General features: G+C 47.1%; 22 protein-coding genes and 1 riboswitch. Of the genes, 12 read left to right on the top strand and 10 right to left on the bottom strand.

From position 1 onward, the window contains the following. Positions 1-8: 8 nt before the first annotated feature. The 4 genes from rfbH to R3O62_RS21480 are packed head-to-tail and all read right to left on the bottom strand — an operon-like array spanning position 9 to position 3,596. Positions 9-1,352, bottom strand: coding sequence for a lipopolysaccharide biosynthesis protein RfbH (gene rfbH / locus R3O62_RS21465; protein WP_317472500.1), 1,344 nt, complete (start codon positions 1,350-1,352; stop codon positions 9-11). A gap of 18 nt (positions 1,353-1,370) precedes the next feature. Further along, entirely contained in the window at positions 1,371-2,468 is a 1,098-nt protein-coding gene (locus R3O62_RS21470; RefSeq protein ID WP_005808196.1) for an MraY family glycosyltransferase, read from the bottom strand. Between the two features lie 51 nt (positions 2,469-2,519). Next, complete coding sequence (locus R3O62_RS21475) at positions 2,520-3,005, bottom strand: UpxZ family transcription anti-terminator antagonist (RefSeq protein ID WP_032535434.1); 486 nt, start codon at positions 3,003-3,005, stop codon at positions 2,520-2,522. Positions 3,006-3,056: 51 nt separating this feature from the next. Continuing rightward, positions 3,057-3,596, bottom strand: a complete 540-nt coding sequence (locus R3O62_RS21480; protein WP_005781154.1) for a UpxY family transcription antiterminator — start codon at positions 3,594-3,596, stop codon at positions 3,057-3,059. 731 nt (positions 3,597-4,327) lie between these two features. Between R3O62_RS21480 and R3O62_RS21485 the strand changes: the two genes are divergently transcribed. The 4 genes from R3O62_RS21485 (at position 4,328) to R3O62_RS21500 (ending at position 7,789) form a co-directional block, all read left to right on the top strand. After that, positions 4,328-4,720, top strand: coding sequence for a hypothetical protein (locus R3O62_RS21485; RefSeq protein WP_234069204.1), 393 nt, complete (start codon positions 4,328-4,330; stop codon positions 4,718-4,720). Between the two features lie 70 nt (positions 4,721-4,790). Next, positions 4,791-6,950 carry a VapE domain-containing protein gene (locus R3O62_RS21490; protein ID WP_317472501.1) on the top strand — a complete coding sequence of 720 codons (2,160 nt, stop codon included), beginning with the start codon at positions 4,791-4,793 and terminating at the stop codon, positions 6,948-6,950. A gap of 265 nt (positions 6,951-7,215) precedes the next feature. Beyond that, positions 7,216-7,506, top strand: coding sequence for a type II toxin-antitoxin system RelE/ParE family toxin (locus tag R3O62_RS21495; RefSeq protein ID WP_373177804.1), 291 nt, complete (start codon positions 7,216-7,218; stop codon positions 7,504-7,506). Beyond that, a complete protein-coding gene (locus R3O62_RS21500) occupies positions 7,484-7,789 on the top strand; it encodes a helix-turn-helix domain-containing protein (protein WP_005797912.1) in 306 nt (101 codons plus the stop codon). Before R3O62_RS21495 ends, R3O62_RS21500 begins: the two co-directional genes overlap by 23 nt. 173 nt (positions 7,790-7,962) lie before the next feature. Here the strand turns inward: R3O62_RS21500 and R3O62_RS21505 are convergent, their stop codons facing one another. Both R3O62_RS21505 and R3O62_RS21510 read right to left on the bottom strand, forming a co-directional pair. Continuing rightward, positions 7,963-8,148 carry a hypothetical protein gene (locus R3O62_RS21505; protein ID WP_234058332.1) on the bottom strand — a complete coding sequence of 62 codons (186 nt, stop codon included), beginning with the start codon at positions 8,146-8,148 and terminating at the stop codon, positions 7,963-7,965. 212 nt (positions 8,149-8,360) lie between these two features. Continuing rightward, positions 8,361-8,606 carry a DUF4248 domain-containing protein gene (locus R3O62_RS21510; RefSeq protein ID WP_005790540.1) on the bottom strand — a complete coding sequence of 82 codons (246 nt, stop codon included), beginning with the start codon at positions 8,604-8,606 and terminating at the stop codon, positions 8,361-8,363. A gap of 267 nt (positions 8,607-8,873) precedes the next feature. On the opposite strand from R3O62_RS21510, the gene R3O62_RS21515 reads away from it, so the two are divergent. Together R3O62_RS21515 and R3O62_RS21520 are read left to right on the top strand one after the other, a co-directional pair. Next, a complete protein-coding gene (locus R3O62_RS21515) occupies positions 8,874-9,344 on the top strand; it encodes an HU family DNA-binding protein (protein WP_005808205.1) in 471 nt (156 codons plus the stop codon). A gap of 31 nt (positions 9,345-9,375) precedes the next feature. Further along, positions 9,376-9,471, top strand: coding sequence for a smalltalk protein (locus tag R3O62_RS21520; protein ID WP_156127618.1), 96 nt, complete (start codon positions 9,376-9,378; stop codon positions 9,469-9,471). Between the two features lie 169 nt (positions 9,472-9,640). Here R3O62_RS21520 and rpiA read toward each other — a convergent pair whose 3' ends face one another. The 3 genes from rpiA to R3O62_RS21535 are packed head-to-tail and all read right to left on the bottom strand — an operon-like array spanning position 9,641 to position 11,497. Then, positions 9,641-10,342, bottom strand: coding sequence for a ribose 5-phosphate isomerase A (gene rpiA, locus R3O62_RS21525; RefSeq protein ID WP_250710072.1), 702 nt, complete (start codon positions 10,340-10,342; stop codon positions 9,641-9,643). 29 nt (positions 10,343-10,371) lie between these two features. Next, the gene (locus R3O62_RS21530; RefSeq protein WP_317472502.1) at positions 10,372-10,512 is read right to left on the bottom strand and encodes a hypothetical protein; all 141 of its coding nucleotides are present in this window, start codon (positions 10,510-10,512) and stop codon (positions 10,372-10,374) included. Beyond that, entirely contained in the window at positions 10,493-11,497 is a 1,005-nt protein-coding gene (locus tag R3O62_RS21535; RefSeq protein WP_122330775.1) for a DUF3843 family protein, read from the bottom strand. Before R3O62_RS21535 ends, R3O62_RS21530 begins: the two co-directional genes overlap by 20 nt. 72 nt (positions 11,498-11,569) lie before the next feature. On the opposite strand from R3O62_RS21535, the gene R3O62_RS21540 reads away from it, so the two are divergent. After that, complete coding sequence (locus tag R3O62_RS21540; protein WP_032542745.1) at positions 11,570-12,079, top strand: GNAT family N-acetyltransferase; 510 nt, start codon at positions 11,570-11,572, stop codon at positions 12,077-12,079. Positions 12,080-12,104: 25 nt separating this feature from the next. On the opposite strand, the gene ruvA is transcribed toward R3O62_RS21540, so the two are convergent. Further along, entirely contained in the window at positions 12,105-12,710 is a 606-nt protein-coding gene (gene ruvA / locus R3O62_RS21545; protein ID WP_005781178.1) for a Holliday junction branch migration protein RuvA, read from the bottom strand. Positions 12,711-12,868: 158 nt separating this feature from the next. Here ruvA and R3O62_RS21550 point away from each other — a divergent pair, with 158 nt between their 5' ends. The 5 genes from R3O62_RS21550 (at position 12,869) to R3O62_RS21570 (ending at position 19,394) form a co-directional block, all read left to right on the top strand. After that, a complete protein-coding gene (locus R3O62_RS21550; protein WP_005821599.1) occupies positions 12,869-13,768 on the top strand; it encodes a diaminopimelate dehydrogenase in 900 nt (299 codons plus the stop codon). Positions 13,769-13,896: 128 nt separating this feature from the next. Beyond that, positions 13,897-14,547, top strand: coding sequence for a PAQR family membrane homeostasis protein TrhA (trhA, locus tag R3O62_RS21555; protein ID WP_032531947.1), 651 nt, complete (start codon positions 13,897-13,899; stop codon positions 14,545-14,547). 123 nt (positions 14,548-14,670) lie between these two features. After that, a riboswitch (cobalamin riboswitch) is annotated at positions 14,671-14,854 on the top strand. A 32-nt stretch (positions 14,855-14,886) separates the two neighbouring features. After that, positions 14,887-17,280 (top strand): anaerobic ribonucleoside triphosphate reductase, encoded by a 2,394-nt coding sequence (locus R3O62_RS21560; protein WP_317472503.1) that lies wholly within the window; start codon positions 14,887-14,889, stop codon positions 17,278-17,280. Between the two features lie 7 nt (positions 17,281-17,287). Beyond that, complete coding sequence (gene nrdG, locus R3O62_RS21565) at positions 17,288-17,752, top strand: anaerobic ribonucleoside-triphosphate reductase activating protein (RefSeq protein ID WP_005781186.1); 465 nt, start codon at positions 17,288-17,290, stop codon at positions 17,750-17,752. Positions 17,753-17,987: 235 nt separating this feature from the next. Then, entirely contained in the window at positions 17,988-19,394 is a 1,407-nt protein-coding gene (locus R3O62_RS21570) for an MFS transporter (RefSeq protein ID WP_317472504.1), read from the top strand. Position 19,395 lies beyond the last annotated feature (1 nt).

Here is a 19,395-nt window from a genome sequence, read left to right on the forward strand (position 1 = left end):
ACCGGAAATTACTTGCGGGAAGAGACAAAGTCACGGATCGTACCGATCATGTGGTCGAGCATGACACGGGTCATGCCCGGATAGACACCGATCCAGAGGGTATGATTCATAACGTAATCAGTACCTTCCAGATTGCCGATTACGCGGTAGCCCTCACCCGTGGAGCGCATTTCATCAAAGGCGGGATGCTTCAGAAGATTGCCCGCAAACAGGTTGCGTGTCTGGATCTTCCTGCTCTCCAGGTGTTGGGAAAGGTCGTTACGGGTGAAGCCAGCATCTTCCTTCACCGAGATGAGGAAACCGAACCAGCTCGGGTCGGAGTTCTTCTGCGCTTCGGGAAGGATAAGGCCAGATGTACCCGCAAGGCCTTCTTTCAGGTAGGCGAAATTCGACCGCCGGGCTTCGACAATGGAGTCCAGCTTCTCAAGCTGGGCACAGCCGATGGCGGCCTGCATATCGGTCACTTTCAGGTTATACCCGAAATGGGAATAGACATATTTATGGTCGTAACCTACCGGAAGGTCGCCGAACTGTTTGCTGAAACGATATTTGCACGTGTTGTCAACGCCCCCGATACACCAGCAGTCACGGCCCCAGTCACGGAAAGAGTTCACCAGTTTGTGCAGCAGAGGATCATCGGTATAGACAGCACCGCCCTCACCCATCGTCATGTGGTGCGGAGGATAGAAACTGCTCGTACCGATATGGCCGATCGTACCTGTTTTCTTTTCCACACCACCGATTGTATAAGTAGAGCCAAGGGCATCGCAATTATCCTCTACCAACCAGAGGTTATGTTTATCACAGAAATCTTTGACAGCCTGCAAATCAAACGGGTTACCCAAAGAGTGAGCAATCATTACCGCTTTAGTTTTGGGAGATAATGCGGCTTCCAGTTGAGTCACGTCGATATTGTACTCGGGGATGGTGACATCCACAAAAACAGGGACCGCACCATACTGGATGCAGGGGGTCACGGTTGTGGGAAAGCCGCAGGCTACCGTGATCACTTCATCGCCCCGCCTGATCCTGCGCTCACCCAACTGCGGCGAGGTCAGGGCCATAAAGGCGAGAAGGTTGGCCGAAGAGCCCGAATTGGTCAGGGAGCAATACTTCACACCCAGCCATGTGGCAAAACGGATTTCAAACTTCCGGGCCCACGGACCGGCGGTCAGCCAGAAGTCAAGGGACGAGTCAACCAGGTTCACCAGTTCGCGGTCATCAAAATAACGGCCACCGTAGTTGACAAAACTCTTACCGGGTTCAAAGAATTGGGATTGTCCGTGAACCTCTTTGTAGTATTCCCGGGTTAAATCCAGAATTTGTTGCTTCAATAGATCTTTTTGAGACATATCGTATAATTATTTTTCTTATTTCTGTTTTTTATCTCTTACCCTGTCAAACCATAAATTCAGTCCCACCCACACAGCAATATCCGCCAAAAGCATCACCGTGTTGTCAACCACCGGAACCAACAGAATATTCACCGCACTAAATGCACAAGAAATCAGCAAGATCGTTATCATCGCCTTTCTTGGTGTGAAACCCATTGCCAGGAACTTATGATGAATATGGTTCTTGTCCGGTTCGAAAGGGCTCTTGCCACTGCGAACACGAACCATCACCACACGGATCACGTCGAATGCCGGGACAATCAGCGTACTGAAAGCAATCACGAAAGCACCTTCGGTATACGGGGTGACATCCGGATTGTACTGGCTGTATTTGATGGCAAGGAAAGAGAGCACATAGCCCAAAGTCAGGCTGCCCGTATCACCCATAAAAATCTTACGGGCACGTTCCGCACTGCCGAACACGTTATAGTAAAAGAAAGGGACCAGCACACCGAACGTGGCAAAGGCGAGCATGCTGTACGTCCAAAGTTCTTTCTGCATGAACAGGAAGCCGAAGACAAGCAGGGCAACGCTGCTCAGACCGGAAGCAAGACCGTCGATACCATCAATCAGATTGATGGCATTGGTGACAAAGACAACCAGAAGAACCGTAAAAGGCATACCTATCCAGGCAGGAAGGGCATACAGACCGAAAAGCCCGTAGAAGTTATTGATCCAAAGGCCGGCCAGGGGAAAAAACGAGGCACAGATGATCTGGATCACAAATTTCTGACGATAGCGCACTCCGACAAGGTCATCGGCGATACCCGTCAGATAAAGCAAAGTCATCCCACAGACCAGAAACATGCACTCGGGCAGCAAGTACACCGCACGGAGGGCAGGAACATCATAACCCATCAGGATGCGAAGTGCGAACACACCGCAAGAGGATAACAGGATGGTGGGAAAGAAAGAGACACCGCCCAAACGGGGAATGGCACGTTTATGAACCTTGCGCTCACTCGGCATATCGAAAAGCTTCTTCCGCAAAGAGATAAGCAGGATGCGGGGAATGATAAGCCGGGCAATCGAAGCAGAGATGACAAAAGCCAATATGATGAAAAGGATATTCAAGACAAAGGGGATTTAGGTTATATACAGTGTTGTGTAGAAAAAGAAAAGAGTTTACTCCTCTACTTCCCAGTTGGGATAAGGATTCTCTTCAAGGCTGCGGAGTTGTTCGGCAATCTCACATTCATCGCCGGAAAGGGCACGTCCTCCCCAACTGTCGATGATGCTGTGTGCCTCACGGGAGAGGTCGTCGTCAAATACTTCGCCATAGCAATAAGTCAGAAGCTGCACCTTCAGCAAAGAAGCGGGCAGGCGGTCGAGCACTTCCCAACAACGGTTCAGGATCTGCTGGATGCGGACTTCCTTGTCACCGTTATTGTAGATCGTCGCGTTATAACCCATCAGAAGCGAAAGGCACAAACGGGCTTCTTCCTCGTCGGTGGAGCCATGATGGGGATATAAAGTGTTGGCACGGCTGAGTACATCACCGTTCAACCGGCTGAAGTGGTCGCTGTAGATGGGGCTGCCATCGGAACCCAGATACAGAAGTTCGTGCGCCAAGGTGTACAAAGCGGTAATTTGAGAATCTAAAGAGTTCATGGGAATATTTACTATTTACTATTTACGATTTACTGTCTGCTATTTTACTGTTTAAAGATCGAGCGGCTCGATTAGAGAAGGATGGATGTAGGTGGTGGCAACGGCCATCACTCCCTGAATGGAAACCATCACGCGACGGTCGTTTTTCACACGGATGAACTCACCTTCGACACCGGCAAAAAGCCCACCCGTCACACGCACACGCTGTCCTTTACGGAAGGCTACAGCGGAAGGCTCCAGGTAAACCAGTTGCTGCTCGTAACTGCCGGCAACCGCCATGAAGCTGCGCATCTGGGAGTCCGGAACAACAATCGGCTGGCGACTTTCCCGATCCATGATATAACGGATCGGAAGGGATACACCCATCTCTTCTTTGATACGGTCGATACGTTCACGGCACGAACGGACGAATACCAGATTATGAACAGCGGGAACCAGTTTACGTACTCGGCGTTCGTTCTTCACGATATACTCGTAGCGCATCGGGATGAAATTCTCGATGGATTCGCTGTCAAGGTACGTTTTCAAAGAAAGTTCGCGGCTGTAGGTGACTCGCACAGCATACCAATGGATGTTGTCGGATTCCTTCACTAAAGGGTATTCTTTGGGGACACCGGAGTACGAAAGTACCTCCCGGTCAGATGATGTAATGCGAATATCAGTATTACTTGCATTCATGTGATCTCAAGACTCTCCCCTATCACAGCAGGAGAACGATGAAATGTTATGTAAGTACCCTGAAATTGACCATTTCCAGGAAACGGAAGGATTTCAGAGATAAAGCTCTATGAACGAATGAATTAGAAGTCATTGATGTTTCAAAAAACGTTCGTTTGTTTAAACACCATTTTTGACAGAATTTTAAAATCTCCAAAAAGAAAAATTCAAAAAGAGAAAAGCTAATTTAAAAATTCTAATAATTAATTGATTTACAAATAAATAAGAGCATTCAAAAAGGAACAAATAAATTTATTTATAAAAATATTTTGCTATAATAAAAATGCTGTTTACCTTTGTTCCATTGAACGAACGTTTTTTGAAACATACTCTTTTCTATTTACACTAAAATCCCCCTATTCACCGACGCCCTTTATATAATCGCGCACACGCGTACACGCATAATACTCTCTTTTTAAACTGATTTTACCCTGTCATGGAAACAGGTCAGGTATACTTAACCTGTTTTCATGACAGGGTGAAACATCAATTAAAAGTAAACAATATACGCGTATATAACGGATTATATACTAAGAACAGTTAATTTTGCCTTCGTAACAATAAATCACATTAGACAAAATGAGCAAAAAAAACCGAATGAAGGAATGATTCTCAACATAGAAGACATTCCTTATGTAGTAATTACAAACGGAAAAACTGACGAGAGTAAGAGAATTTTAGAAACACTGGAAAAGAAACCGGAAAAACTCGACATAACTACTCACAGAGAGCTGGTTATCCTCTTTTTCTTATGGTTGAATTACCTGCAAAAAGGAACGAAAAAGCGCAAAGGAATCCGTGAATTGGCACATATCATGTACCGTATGCTATACTTCGGACAGAAACAAAACCCCACAAAGGAGATGTCAGTACAATCCATTGAAACAGAAATATTTAACACACTAAAATTTCTGAAAGAGGAGAAAAAGGGAACGGATAAAGATCTGGGAACAAACATCTTAGACGAAATAAAGACATTCTTCAAAGAAAACGTCTAACAAGGTTTATAAAATCATCCCTAATTTTACAGCCGCAGACACTTACGTCGAGCTTAAAGAAAACAGAAAAATGGAAAACATTAGTATTACTACTTACAGGGGCTTCAGCAAAGTAAAAGGGAGATGCTCCCTGAATGAATTAATCGAAAAGGTACGCAGCAGTCGCTATGCCGCCCTGATTGAGAAAATAGGAAGGCTTATTAGTGAAGGGAAAACCAAGGAAGCGGAGAACGTAAAACGACAGCTGGACTACTTCACCGTCACGGCAAACTACCACGAATGCAGGCTGGCGCATAGTATCGCCGCATACAATGACATCATCACCATCGACCTGGACCATCTGCCCGAAAAGGAGCTGGACCGGATACGGGCCCTGATAGAAACAGACGAAGCGACACTCGCCTGTTTCCTCACCGCCAAGCAACACGGATTCAAGGTGCTCGCCTATCCGGTAAGCCTCGAAGCGGAAGGGTGGCGAAACGCGTTCTTCCGGACACCGGCAATCACTTACAGCCGGTTGGAGCAGTATCACGCGGGAATGTACGAACTGGCCCGTAAACACTACGAGAAACTTCTGGAGACGGAAGTGGACACCAGCGGAAAGGACTTGTCGAGAGGTGTCTTCGCTTCGTATGACCCGAGGGCGTTTTACTCTCCCCGGCGGGTGGCACACATCCCGCAACGGACATTCACCATCGAAGCCCCCGAACCTGCACGGAAGGGAAGGCAGAAGGAAGAGCCCGCAACGGACCCAACAGGGGAAGTCAGCGCCTACACGTGCATGGAATTCAACAAATGCCTCAGCTCTACCCGCAGGCTGATGAAATACACAGAGGGAAACCGCAATTCGTTCCTCTTCACCCTGGGAAACAAATGTTTCCGAAAGGGACTTGAAGAGGCGGAAGTCAAGCGTCTGGCAGCAGTGAAATTAGGGGAGGACGGACAGATGGATACAGACACCCCCATCGCGAACGCCTACACATATACGGACAGAACGGAACGGGCAGAGGAGAAAAAAAAGATACCGCCCGTGGAACAGGTGATAGACTATCTGAACAAGAATTATGCTTTCAGGAGAAATACGGTACTCGACCGACTGGAGATGTGCGACTTGTCCAAAACGAAGGAGGGAAAATCATTCTACGCCATGCGGAACAAGGATCTCAACTCCATCTTCCTGAACATCAGCAGACAGGGCATCGTCTATCCGCTCAACAGCCTGAAGTCGGTCATCGACTCGGACTATACACCGGAGTTCAATCCCTTTACCGACTACTTCGGAGGAAACGTGCGGTGGGACAGGACAACCGACCACATCGGGAAACTGGCGGACACCATACAGGCGGAGGATCAGGAATTCTGGAGGGAAGGATTCCGGCGCTGGATCGTAGCCATGGTGGCCTCGGCGCTCCAACCGGGTAAAGCCAACCAGCAAGCCCTGGTGCTGCACGGGGCGCAGGGAAAAGGAAAAAGTACCTGGATACGGCACCTGCTGCCCCCGGAACTCGGAGAATATTACCGCAACGGAATGATAGACCCGGCAAACAAGGACGACCTCTTGCTGCTATCCACCCGGCTGCTGATCAACATGGAGGAGTTTGAGGGTGTGAAGACAGGAGACATCGCCGAACTCAAACGGATCATCGGACAGGAGAACATCACCATCCGGAAGGTATACGACACTCAGGCGCAGCTTTATCCCCGGAGGGCATCGTTCATCGGCAGCACCAACAACATGCAGTTCCTCAGAGATTACGGAGGAAACCGGCGCTTCCTGGTCATTCCCGTAAAAACCATCGACTACCGCACTCCGGTAGACCACAAAGGAGTATACGCACAGGCGGTGCAACTGATAGAAGACGGTTTCCGCTATTGGTTTGAAGGAAACGAGATAGACGACATCAACACCCGAAACGAACGCCACCGCATGAAAGACCCACTGGAAGAGAACCTGTATGTTTACTTCCGTCCGGCAGGAGAAAAGGACTTTGAGGTGAAATGGAAACCCGCCGCCGCAATACTGGCTACTCTATCTGTATACGGACGGACACAAGCCAACGCGCAAACGCAACAGGTGTTGGTACAGATTCTGGAAAGGGATGCCTTCGGCAAGCGTGTAAACGTCCATGGCATTACGGAGTATGCCGTAGTGGAACTCAGCCAGCAGGAGGTGAGCGAAAACTTCAGGAAAAGGGAGAAGGGAAAGGAGATGGAAGAGTTACCGTTTTAAAAGTATCGGAAAGAAGGAGATAGAAGAGAAATGCCCCGTAACAATATATGTTATTTCGATTACATATATTGTTACGGGGCAGGACATATATTGGCGTTTTATTGACAAGCGGAATGGGATACTTCCTTATGTTATTTAAATGCGTATGGTGAAGAGTATTGTAACTTACCAAAAAAGTCCTAATAAAGTTGCATCTTAATACAACCTTTATTATCTTTGCGTCATAAAGAAAATAATAACGTACAAGAATTACTTTGCAGAGTTTATGGATAAACTCTCTGAGCTTGAACGGAAGAAGATACAACGCGCTCTATCTCTTTTTAAGGCAGAAGACAAGATACCGAGCCATTACATTAAATTCATTCGTGATGGAGTATATGAATTTCGTGTGGCCTGTGGGAACAATGAATTACGCATCTTTTTTATCTACGACGGTGAGAACGTAGTGGTATTGTTCAATTGTTTTAGGAAGAAGACGCAGAAAACCCCTGATAACGAAATAAAGAAAGCTATAAACTTAAAAAAAGAATATTATGAAGCTAAAGGAAATAAGTAAAGACATCTACGATGTAGATGCGTGGCTGGACGAAGAACTTGGCAAGGAGGGAACTCCTGAACGCGAAGCGTCTATTGAAAAGGCATGGGAAGAATATAACGGGCAGATATTGCTGGATGCCCGCAAAAATGCACGTTTGACACAGGAAGAGCTTGCCAACAGAATTGGTGCGGACAAATCTTACATCTCAAAAATAGAAAGGGGATTGATTACTCCTACCGTTTCTACGCTTTACCGCATTGCGGCCGCTATGGGTTTGTCGGTAGAGTTGCGCCCACTTTAACCACGAGGGGCACGGTTCTTCACGAGTCGCGCCTCTCTTCATTTAAACTATCAATTATGGCCGGTAGTTTATCCTATTCGAAATCAGCACCTGTACTGCTATACGTACAGATTCAAGCATTTTGCCGGATAGTTTACGGGCTGCCTTTTCAAACTCCTTTGAAAATTCAACTCTCATTTCTCAACCACTCCCAACCAGTCTATAAACTCTTTATGTTCTTCCTTTCCCAGCATTACCTTTCCATCAGGGTAATTTTCAGACAGGTAGCGGTAGGATTCGTTCCCATCGTATTCATCCGCTGCCTTGTCGAGCATGGACTCTATCAACCGTTTCAGGTTCGTACCCTGCTTTGCTGCCATAACCGAAAGAGCCCTGAAAGTATCTTCTTTCAGGGTGACAATCTTTTTTCTGTGCGGTACAAGAAGTAAAGGAGATGTGTCATAACTCTTTTCACCACGGAGTAACACGAAGTATCACAGAGTCTTTTATTAATAATCAATAACTTAAAATCGCCTCTGTGTTACTCTGTGTCCTCTGTGGTGAGTTTTGACACAGCCTCTTCTCTCTAATTTTATGCTCCCGGTTCTCCCATATATCGAAAGATCAGACGAACTTCCTTGGGTGTAAATGAATGGCGGTATTTATAGTATCCCACCTCCTCGAGCGCAGCCATCAGGAGTTTGTTGTGCCGCATCCAACGGCTAAGATTATTGAGGGCGGCATTTTCAGACAAATGGGGTGCATAAAGCAGAGCCAGCTCGACTTTTGTATATACACGGATAGGAAACTCTCTCTCGTCATCTTCTAAATCTTTCATGTTTTTCAATTTTAAATTAATAAATAATCGGAACTTTACAATAGCATAAAGATAACAAAAACAAACGACATATCATAGCAGAAGTCATACTTTTTCACAAAACATTCATTGATTTTCCATCTTTTATCCATACCGCCTCAACCCACGTCAACAAGCACAAAACAGGGGTTACAAAGCGGTATCTTTGACATACCGGAAAAAAGGAAAAGAGCTCGTCCGACCTTCCGGATGCATTCTTAATTATTAACCATAAAAAATTATCGGACAATGGCAGTTCCATACAAAAAAATCGCGAGAAAGGATCCGCGAAAAGCGGATGCTATAGAGAAATTTTATCCGCAACTGGTCACTTTAGGTCAAAGCGCAAGCCTGGAAAGCATTGCGTACGAAATGAAGGAGAAAAGTTCGTTATCATTAGGAGATATCAAAAGTGTACTCACCAATTTTGTAGAGGCGATGCGTACCTCACTCTACAACGGGCAGTCGGTCAATATCCGGGATTTCGGAGTATTCAGCCTTTCGGCACGCACCAAAGGGGTGGATACGGAAAAAGACTGTACGGCCAAAAACATAATGGCGGTGAAAATAAACTTTCGTCCGTCGTCGAGCGTACGTCCGAACCTGACATCGACCCGGGCCGGTGACAGAATCGAGTTTATCGACATCAAAGCGGCACTGGAAGGAAAGGAAACGGGAAAAGACGGTGACGGAGACATTGTGGATGACCCAACGGCATAAATCAGAATCACATGAAAGGAGGTGTAGAAAAATGAAGAAATCAAACTGGAACACAATTTTAAAAGTAATGATCGCAGTGGCATCTGCCATACTGGGAGTCCTTGGAGGAAATGCGATGAACTTGTAGGCAACGAAAGCTAAAAGGGATGTGTCATAACTCTTTTCACCACGGAGTAGCACAGAGCATCACAGAGTCTTTTCATTAATAATCAACAACTTAAAATCACCTCTGTGTCACTCTGTGGTGGGTTTTGATACATCCTCTTCAGTTTTCGTACTATCAACCGTTTCCGATCTTATTTTGCTACCATCACCTCGACATCATATCCCATAAACAGTCCGTTTTCTATAACACCCGTCACCGACTTGATTTCTTTTTCAAGAGACGAATGAATATTGCTGAACCAGGCATCGAGAATCAAGTTTCCACTTTCGGTGATCACAGGGCCATCTTTACCTTTAGCCGGCCTCAGTTGGGTACGTGAAGCACCCATTGCCCGGATTTCCCTCTCTACGTAGGGCAAAGCCATCGGAAAGACTTCGACGGGGACAGGAAAACGGCTTCCCAGAAAAGAAACCTGTTTGCTTTCGTCTACCAATATGAAAGTACGGTTGCTGCTACTTATCAGCAGCTTCTCCTTGAACAGTGCTCCGCCTCTACCTTTGATCAGGTTATGATCGGGATCTACTTCATCTGCTCCATCGAAGGTCCAGTCGGGACGGCACATCCATAAAGTAGTCTGCGGAATGCCCAAGCGGACACATTCCATCGATATCTCCATCGAAGCAGGGATTACGGTGACGTGCAGATTCTCCGTACGTATCCTTTCGGCAATAGCGAGCAATGCCAGATATACGGTCGATCCGGAGCCAGCCCCAATGACCTCGCCTTCTTGTACGCGCATGGCAATCATACGGGCCAACCTCTCTTTACTCTCCCGGTTGGTTATCGTGTCCGACCATTGGAGATGTTCCATCAAACTACTTTCCCATTTCATAATAAAACCTGTTTATAACAGATAACAACTTATTTCACCCTACGGTTCAGCTGGTTATTGGCTTTTGAGGTTTTCGACTTTCCGATCCGCTTACCGGTAGGTTTCTTGCCTCCCGAAGCTTTGGGACGTCCGCTACCCGGACGGTCACTGCTATTTCCGCTCTTCTTCATAAAAATCTTCATTATAATATTTACCTAAATACCTGCGGGCTATGAAATCCCAGTTCTCGTGCAACAGCCTCCTGCCATCCCCGAAAGGAAAAGCGACCTCCGGCAATAAGCCGTGCTGCATGGCATAGTGCAACAAGTCGATGGGACAAAGCCCCGGAATATAAAACAATTCGGCCCCTTCTTGTTCGGCAACCTCCGGATTATATTCCGAATTTCGTTCGTCGCGGAAACAAGCACCGATATTGGGAGCCAGCAAGACACCTTTCGGATTGGCAAAAAACACAAAATCTTCTTCATCGGCCAACTCGGGCATTAACGAATCGTCTTCATCGGCCCACTTCAAGGCATCGACACAGAAGCGACGCAAATCGGCATAGTCTTTTAAATACACAATCTGTTTTCCTCCGGAAGCACTCAGGAAGTTCGCTACATCACGGGGGAGATTCATTTCCGGCAAGACATCCAAAACAGGACCCGGAGGGGGTAACAAGGCACGGACATCCGGAAACCACTCCGTGGATTCATCACCGGTAAGGGGAGCCTGTTCAAAATGGGCATCGAGCACCGCATATACATCGGATGCGAGCTGAAGCAGAGAACTGTCAAACGGATTCCAAGGAGACGGAGAACTATCCGTGACAGGAGAAAGAAGCGTCCACAGCAGAAAAGATACATCCTCGGGATTTATTTCATCATCGGCATACGACTCTGTCAGTGTATAAAAAGGCAGGAAACGTCCATACAACTGTTTATGCAACCGGATGAATGTATTCCAACTACCGGAATTATTCACACAATCTTCCAGATACCAAGTGAAATAGAGAACAGCCCGGTTCTTATGAATCATCTGTCCGGTAAGCTCCGACTTCTCAAATACGGGCAACAGCCTGTTGGCAAAATCCACGTACCACTGATCGGTATCTGCCGATTGCATGCGTGGATGGGCTTCCATCCACTGTTGACGATATATTTTTTGCAATTTCATGAATTGGAGTGTTGATTTACGGAAACAAATGTACTTCTTTTCTGATAAGATTAGCTACATTTGCGGCAATTAATGAACTTTACGGCAATGGATATTACGCTCAGAACGCTCACGGAAAACGACTTGCCTTTTGTAAAAGACATCTACGATTATTACACCCTCCACACGACAGTGGTGTACTTTGTACACTGCGCCTCCATCGACGAACTGAAAAACTACATCCCCGTAGGCGATCCCGTCTACCGGTCGTTCATCATTGAAACTCCCGAAGGAACTCCCTGCGGATTCTGCTACTTCGCACGTTTCAAGCCCCGAGAAGCCTTCCGCATTTCGGTAGAACTGACCCTCTACCTGAAGCCGGAGTTCACAGGTCAGGGGTATGGAAAACAAACCATACTCCGACTGGAAGATATCATCCGGCAAGAAGGCTTCAGCAATATAATGGCACTGGTTTCGGGAGAAAACGAAGCCAGCATACGCCTGTTTGAGAGATGTGGCTTCGAGTGTTGCGCAAACATCCGGCAGGTAGCGGAAAAGTTCGGCAAAAAACTGGATTTGAGGATGTATCAGAAAATCTTATAAGCCTCCTTATACTGCCGAACTGTTCTCAGAGTCTCTTTAAAGCCAGCTTAATGACTTTCTCCACCGGAGCATCGGGCTCTTCCTTCAGAATGGCAAGCACCACTTTCTGAGAAGGCGCTGCGGCAAAGCCCAGCATCGTCAAGGCGGCAACGGCTTCTTCCTGCACTTCAGCATTCATTGCCGGCAACAAAGCACCGGCAGCACCTCCCACGGCAGTTGCAGCCATGGCACCGGTTTTAATTTTATCTTTCAAATCGACAATGACCCTTTGCGCTGTTTTCAGTCCGATACCCTTCACCGTCTTCAGCATATTGGCATTTTCGGTACTGATCACATTCACCAGTTCGGCCGGTGAAAGAGCGGAAAGAATCATGCGGGCCGTGTTTCCTCCAATGCCCGAAACGGAAATCAGCAGCAGGAAAAGTTCCCGTTCCTGCTTGTCGACAAAGCCATATAAAACGTAAGCATCTTCGCGGATGGCTTCGTAGATATAGAGTTTACAACTGCTCTTACCCTGAATGGCAGAATAAGTGTTGAGTGATATATTAACGGCATATCCTAATCCGTTACAATCGATAACTGCGGTTGCCGGACTCAGTTCGGCAATCTCGCCTTTGATGTATTCTATCATAATGGTTATAATCAGAACGCAAAGATAATAAATATTGTGCTTCACGAACCTTGAATAACAAAAACTAACTTTAACACCCCTAAGAGACTCAAAAACAAAGAAAATGACTAATTTTGCAACCGAAATAAAGAAATGTGTTAAACAAAACCAATAAAAAGATGAAAAAAGTAAGAGCAGCCATCGTAGGTTATGGCAATATTGGTCGTTATGTGCTGGAAGCCCTCCAAGCGGCTCCCGATTTTGAGATAGCAGGTGTGGTTCGTCGTGCAGGTGCCGAGAACAAACCGGCTGAACTGAATGATTACGCAGTAGTTAAAGATATAAAGGAACTTCAGGGAGTAGACGTGGCTATTCTTTGTACTCCGACCCGCAGCGTTGAGAAATACGCAAAAGAAATCCTCGCAATGGGAATCAATACAGTGGACAGTTTCGATATCCACACCGGAATCGTAGATCTCCGCCGTGAACTGGGTGCTTGTGCCAAAGAACACGGGGCGGTATCGATCATCTCGGCCGGATGGGATCCGGGAAGCGACTCCATCGTACGCACCATGCTCGAGGCTATTGCTCCGAAAGGCATCACTTACACCAACTTCGGTCCGGGTATGAGCATGGGCCACACGGTAGCCGTGAAAGCAATCGACGGAGTGAAAGCGGCTTTGTCAATGACCATCCCCACAGGAACGGGAATCCACCGCCGCATGGTATACATCGAACTGAAAGACGGATATAAATTTGAAGACGTGGCAGCCGCAATCAAATCGGACGCTTATTTCGTGAACGACGAAACCCACGTAAAGCAAGTGCCGAGCGTGGATGCACTCTTGGACATGGGACACGGTGTAAACCTGACCCGCAAAGGTGTATCGGGAAAAACCCAGAATCAGTTGTTCGAATTCAACATGCGCATCAACAATCCCGCACTGACCGCACAGGTACTGGTATGCGTGGCACGCGCTTCGATGAAGCAGCAACCGGGATGCTACACCATGGTGGAAGTACCGGTAATCGACCTGTTGCCGGGCGACCGCGAAGAATGGATCGGACATCTGGTATAAATCTGCTGCCTGATACAAGATACTTCTAAAAAGGAAAGGATGACCGCAGATTTTAAGAGGGTGTGTCGAAACTCTCAAATCTGCGGTCATCTTATTAAATTGCTACCACATCACCTATATACACACGAATGGAGAACAAGCGATATTCACACGGCGAAGAATTATCCAACACCCTGAGTCATGGTGCAGGTATTCTGTTAGGTATCACCGCAGGATATTTTCTGTTGGAAAAAGCACTTACCAACCCACATCCCCATTGGGCGGCAGGTTGTGTGCTGGTCTACCTGGCGGGAATGCTGGCATCCTATATCAGTTCTACCTGGTATCACGGTTCAAGACCCGGCAGCCGTAAAGAACTTCTCCGCAAATTCGACCACGGCGCCATCTACCTGCACATAGCAGGCACTTATACCCCGTTTACCTTATTGGTATTGCGCCATGCCGGTGGCTGGGGCTGGGGAATATTCGCTTTCGTATGGCTGTCGGCCATCGTAGGCTTCATACTGGCTTTTAAAAAGCTGAAAGAACACAGTAATCTTGAAACAGTCTGCTTCGTCGGAATGGGTTCTGCCATCCTGGTAGCCCTGAAACCTTTGATGGACTGCCTCTCCGCCATCGGAGCTTCTCCCGCCTTTTGGTGGCTTATCGGAGGAGGGGCTTCCTACATCATGGGAGCCGTATTTTATTCGTTGCGAAAACCTTACACACATGCTGTTTTCCACCTGTTTTGTCTGGGCGGAAGCATAGGGCATATCATAGCTATCTGGCTGATTCTTTAGCAAACTTCATTTAAATTTCATGCCCGAAAGTTTCCCGTTTTGGAAAACTTTCTGTATCAGGAAGAAAGAAAAGTTCTCCAAAAATTCTTCTTAAAACAAGAACAACTTATTGCTTTAACTGTTACCTTTGTAGCAGATTTCAGCACTAAAAAGAGGTTTAGTCACGAGGGAACGCTGTGCAAATCGGCGACAGTACCCGCTGCTGTAATTCTCTGAGAATCCGCACACTATGCCACTGCGCCCAGCGTGGGAAGGCGTTGCGAGGGAGAGATAAGTCAGAAGACCTGCTGAAAAAGTAAACATATTAAAAAAAATCTAAAGCTTTCGGGAGTTAAAGTTATGAACTACGCGGAAATTTGTATCATCAAACGAGATGGTAAAAGGGAGGACTTCTCCATCAGTAAAATCAAGAACGCTGTATCAAAAGCGTTTAGTGCCACAGGAATCAATGATGAACAGCAATTGATTGCTGACATCACGATGAACGTAATCGGACAATTTGCATCTCCTACCATTACGGTAGAAGAAATTCAGGACCTGGTAGAAAAAGAGCTGATGAAGGTTCGTCCGGAAGTAGCCAAAAAGTACATCATCTATCGGGAATGGCGAAACACCGAACGAGACAAAAAGACTCAGATGAAGCATGTGATGGACGGTATCGTAGCTATCGATAAAAACGATGTCAACCTGAGCAATGCCAATATGAGCAGTCATACCCCCGCCGGACAGATGATGACATTTGCCTCGGAAGTAACCAAAGACTATACATATAAATATCTGTTGCCGAAACGTTTTGCCGAGGCGCACCAATTGGGAGACATCCACATCCATGACCTGGATTACTACCCGACCAAAACCACGACTTGTATCCAGTATGACATGGATGACCTCTTCGAACGTGGATTCCGCACCAAGAACGGCAGTATACGTACCCCGCAAAGCATTCAAAGTTATGCTACCCTGGCTACCATTATTTTCCAGACTAACCAGAACGAACAGCACGGAGGTCAGGCCATACCGGCATTCGACTTCTTTATGGCAAAAGGGGTAAGCAAATCATTCCGTAAACACCTGGCATCATTCATCAGCTTCTATGTACAGATGAACAAGGGTGAAGAAATAGAAGAAAAGGCTATCCGTACAGTGATTGCCGAACATCTGTCGTCCATCAAAGCAGCGGAACTGGAACGCGAAACATTGCGCATGGCCCTGACTGCCCTACAGATCAATATCGACAAAGAACATCTGAACCAAATTATAGAGAAAGCATTTGTGCAGACTCAGAAAGATACGCACCAGGCCATGGAAGGCTTTATCCATAACCTGAACACAATGCACTCACGCGGTGGAAACCAGGTAGTGTTCAGTTCGATCAATTATGGAACAGACACTTCGGCCGAAGGACGCATGGTGATTGAAGAATTACTGAAAGCAACCGTAGAGGGACTGGGCACAAGGGGAGAAGTGCCGGTATTCCCAATCCAGATATTCAAGATAAAAAACGGAGTATCGTACACAGAAGCCGATTATGAAAAGGCTATGGCTAATTTCGATGCTGCCATGGAAGGTAAATTAAAATTTGAAGCACCCAACTTCGACCTGTTCCTGAAAGCTTGCCACACTACGGCAAAAGCACTCTTCCCTAACTTCATGTTCCTGGATGCCCCGTTCAACCAAAACGAAAAATGGGACGCCAACGACCCGCAACGTTACCGTTACGAACTGGCCACCATGGGATGCCGCACACGTGTGTTTGAGAACGTAGCCGGCGAGAAATCGTCTTTGGGACGCGGAAACCTTTCGTTCACTACACTCAATATGCCGCGCCTTGCCATCGAAGCCCGTATCAAAGCAGAAAATATGACGGAGGACGGACACAATAAAGATGCCGTCGAGAAAAAGGCTAAAGAAATTTTCATCGAATCGATACATGAAACGGCTACCTTGATAGCCGAACAACTCTACGAGCGCTATCAATATCAGCGTACAGCCCTGGCACGCCAATTCCCCTTCATGATGGGAAATGATGTATGGAAAGGAGGAGCTGCCCTGAACCCGAACGAACAAGTAGGCGACGTGCTGCGCAGTGGTACGCTGGGTATCGGCTTCCTGGGTGGACACAATGCCATGGTGGCTCTCTATGGAGAGGGACACGGACACAGCCAGAAGGCATGGGACACCCTTTATGAAGCCGTGCTGGAAATCAACAAGGTGGCTGATGAATACAAAGCCAAATACAATCTGAACTATTCGGTGCTGGCTACACCCGCCGAAGGACTTTCAGGACGTTTCACCCGTATGGACCGCCGTAAATACGGAAAAATCAAAGGAGTGACAGACAACGATTATTATGTCAATTCTTTCCATGTGGATGTAAAAGAACCGATCAGCATTGTAGAAAAGATCAAACGGGAAGCTCCATTCCATGCCATCACCCGCGGAGGGCACATCACATATGTGGAACTGGACGGAGAAGCCCAGAAAAACGTACGCGCCATTGCCAAGATCGTAAAAGTAATGTTTGACGAAGGTATCGGCTACGGTTCTATCAACCACCCGGTAGACACCTGCCACAACTGCGGATACAAGGGAGTGATTTACGATAAATGTCCCGTATGCCAAAGTGAGAATATCCTGCGCATGCGCCGCATCACAGGTTATCTGACGGGCGACCTGAGTTCGTGGAACTCTGCCAAACGGGCAGAAGAGAGAGATCGCGTGAAGCATCTGTAATAAAGTCATGAATATACTTTATACATATCCGGAAACGATTGTCGACGGAGAAGGTATCCGGTATTCCATCTATCTGGCAGGTTGCCGGCACGGCTGTCCGGGTTGTCATAATCCGGAAAGTTGGAATCCGCAGGCCGGAGATGAATTGACAGAAAAGCGTCTGGACTGCATCATCCGTGAAATCAATTCGAATCCGTTACTGGATGGCGTGACTTTCTCCGGTGGAGATCCCCTTTACAACCCGGAAGCGTTTCTTCCGCTTATCCGGAGGATAAAAGAAGAGACAGGACAGAATATCTGGTGCTATACAGGATATACGTACGAAGAGATTCAGGCAGATCCGGCACTGGCTGCCGTACTACCTTATATAGATGTATTGGTGGACGGACGCTTCAGACAAGAACTTTACTCTCCACATCTGGAATTCAGAGGTAGCAGCAATCAGAGGATTATCAGGCTGACATACACATGAAGGCGTATCGGAAGCAGAACTACAGATGACACAGATTTACATGGATTGCTGATTCATTTTGCTGATTATCAACAATAAGATCCAGTGTAAATCTGTGTCATCCGTATCGAAAAAGACTTCCGCTACATGCCTCGCTGAAATTCATGAATTAAAAAAACTTATATATCATTGTCCTCTCAAACCGAAGAAGCTTGACTTTGTTTACCTTTGTGGCAGTTCTTTTAAAAGGTTCTTTATGGCTCAGCTTACACAAACTTCGGAAATTGACGAAACTGACGGTCTCCCCCTCCATCGCCGCATCTGGGCAGTTGTCGGCATCTCTTTCGCCTTATGTATGTCGGTGCTCGACATCAATATCATCAATGTAGTACTCCCGACCCTCTCGCACGACTTCGGAACTTCACCTGCGGTCACAACCTGGATCATCAACGGGTATCAGCTCGCCATTGTGATATCGCTGCTTTCGTTTTCGTCGTTAGGCGAAATATACGGATACCGGAAGATCTTTCTTTCAGGCATTGCCATGTTCATAGTCACTTCCCTGATATGCGCCCTCTCCCATTCGTTCTGGACTCTGACCCTTGCCCGCATTTTCCAGGGCTTCAGCGCCTCAGCCATCACGAGTGTCAACACTGCCCAGTTACGTACCATCTATCCCCGAAATCAGATAGGAAGAGGGATGGGGATCAATGCCATGGTAGTGGCCATATCGGCTGCAGCCGGACCTTCGGTGGCAAGCGGCATTCTTTCCATCGCCTCGTGGCATTGGTTGTTTGCCATCAATGTCCCTCTGGGACTTGCAGCCCTGATATTGGGATGCAAGTACCTGCCGAGAAAAGAAGAACGTTCCAACCGGAAATTCGATAAGCTCAGTGCCATAGCCAACGCTATCACCTTCGGACTGCTTATCTATACACTGGACGGATTTGCCCATCACGAGAAAAACGATTATATAGCCATCCAACTGGCTGTATTGGCCATTGTCGGCACGTATTATGTCCACAGGCAACTGAACCAGCCATCCCCTCTTTTACCGCTCGACCTGCTGGGAATACCTATCTTCAGGTTATCGATCCTGACTTCCATCTGTTCGTTCACAGCACAGATGCTGGCTATGGTTTCTCTTCCTTTTTTCCTGCAAAACTCACTGGGATACAACGAAGTAATGACGGGATTGCTGCTGACTCCGTGGCCCATCGCCACATTGGTGACAGCACCGGCAGCCGGATACCTTGTGGAGCGCATCCACCCCGGTATACTGGGCAGTATCGGTATGGCATTATTCTGCATCGGGCTCTATTCTTTATCTACATTAACAGCAGATTCATCGGTCATCAGTATCATTCTGCGATTGATGCTTTGCGGTGCAGGTTTCGGTATTTTCCAGACGCCCAACAACAGTACAATCATCTCTTCCGCCCCTACACAACGTTCGGGGGGAGCCAGCGGAATGTTGGGTATGGCACGGCTTTTAGGACAGACATTCGGTACAACGCTGGTTGCTTTACTCTTCAGTTTCGTAGTACACGAAAAAAGTACAGCGGTCTGTCTGATAGCAGGCAGCGGATTTGCTTTTGTCGCAGCAGTAGTGAGTAGTATGCGGCTTTCACAACCTTCTACGTTAAAGACAAAAACTCAATAAT

Source organism: Bacteroides hominis (assembly GCF_033042785.2).
GTDB lineage: Bacteria > Bacteroidota > Bacteroidia > Bacteroidales > Bacteroidaceae > Bacteroides > Bacteroides hominis.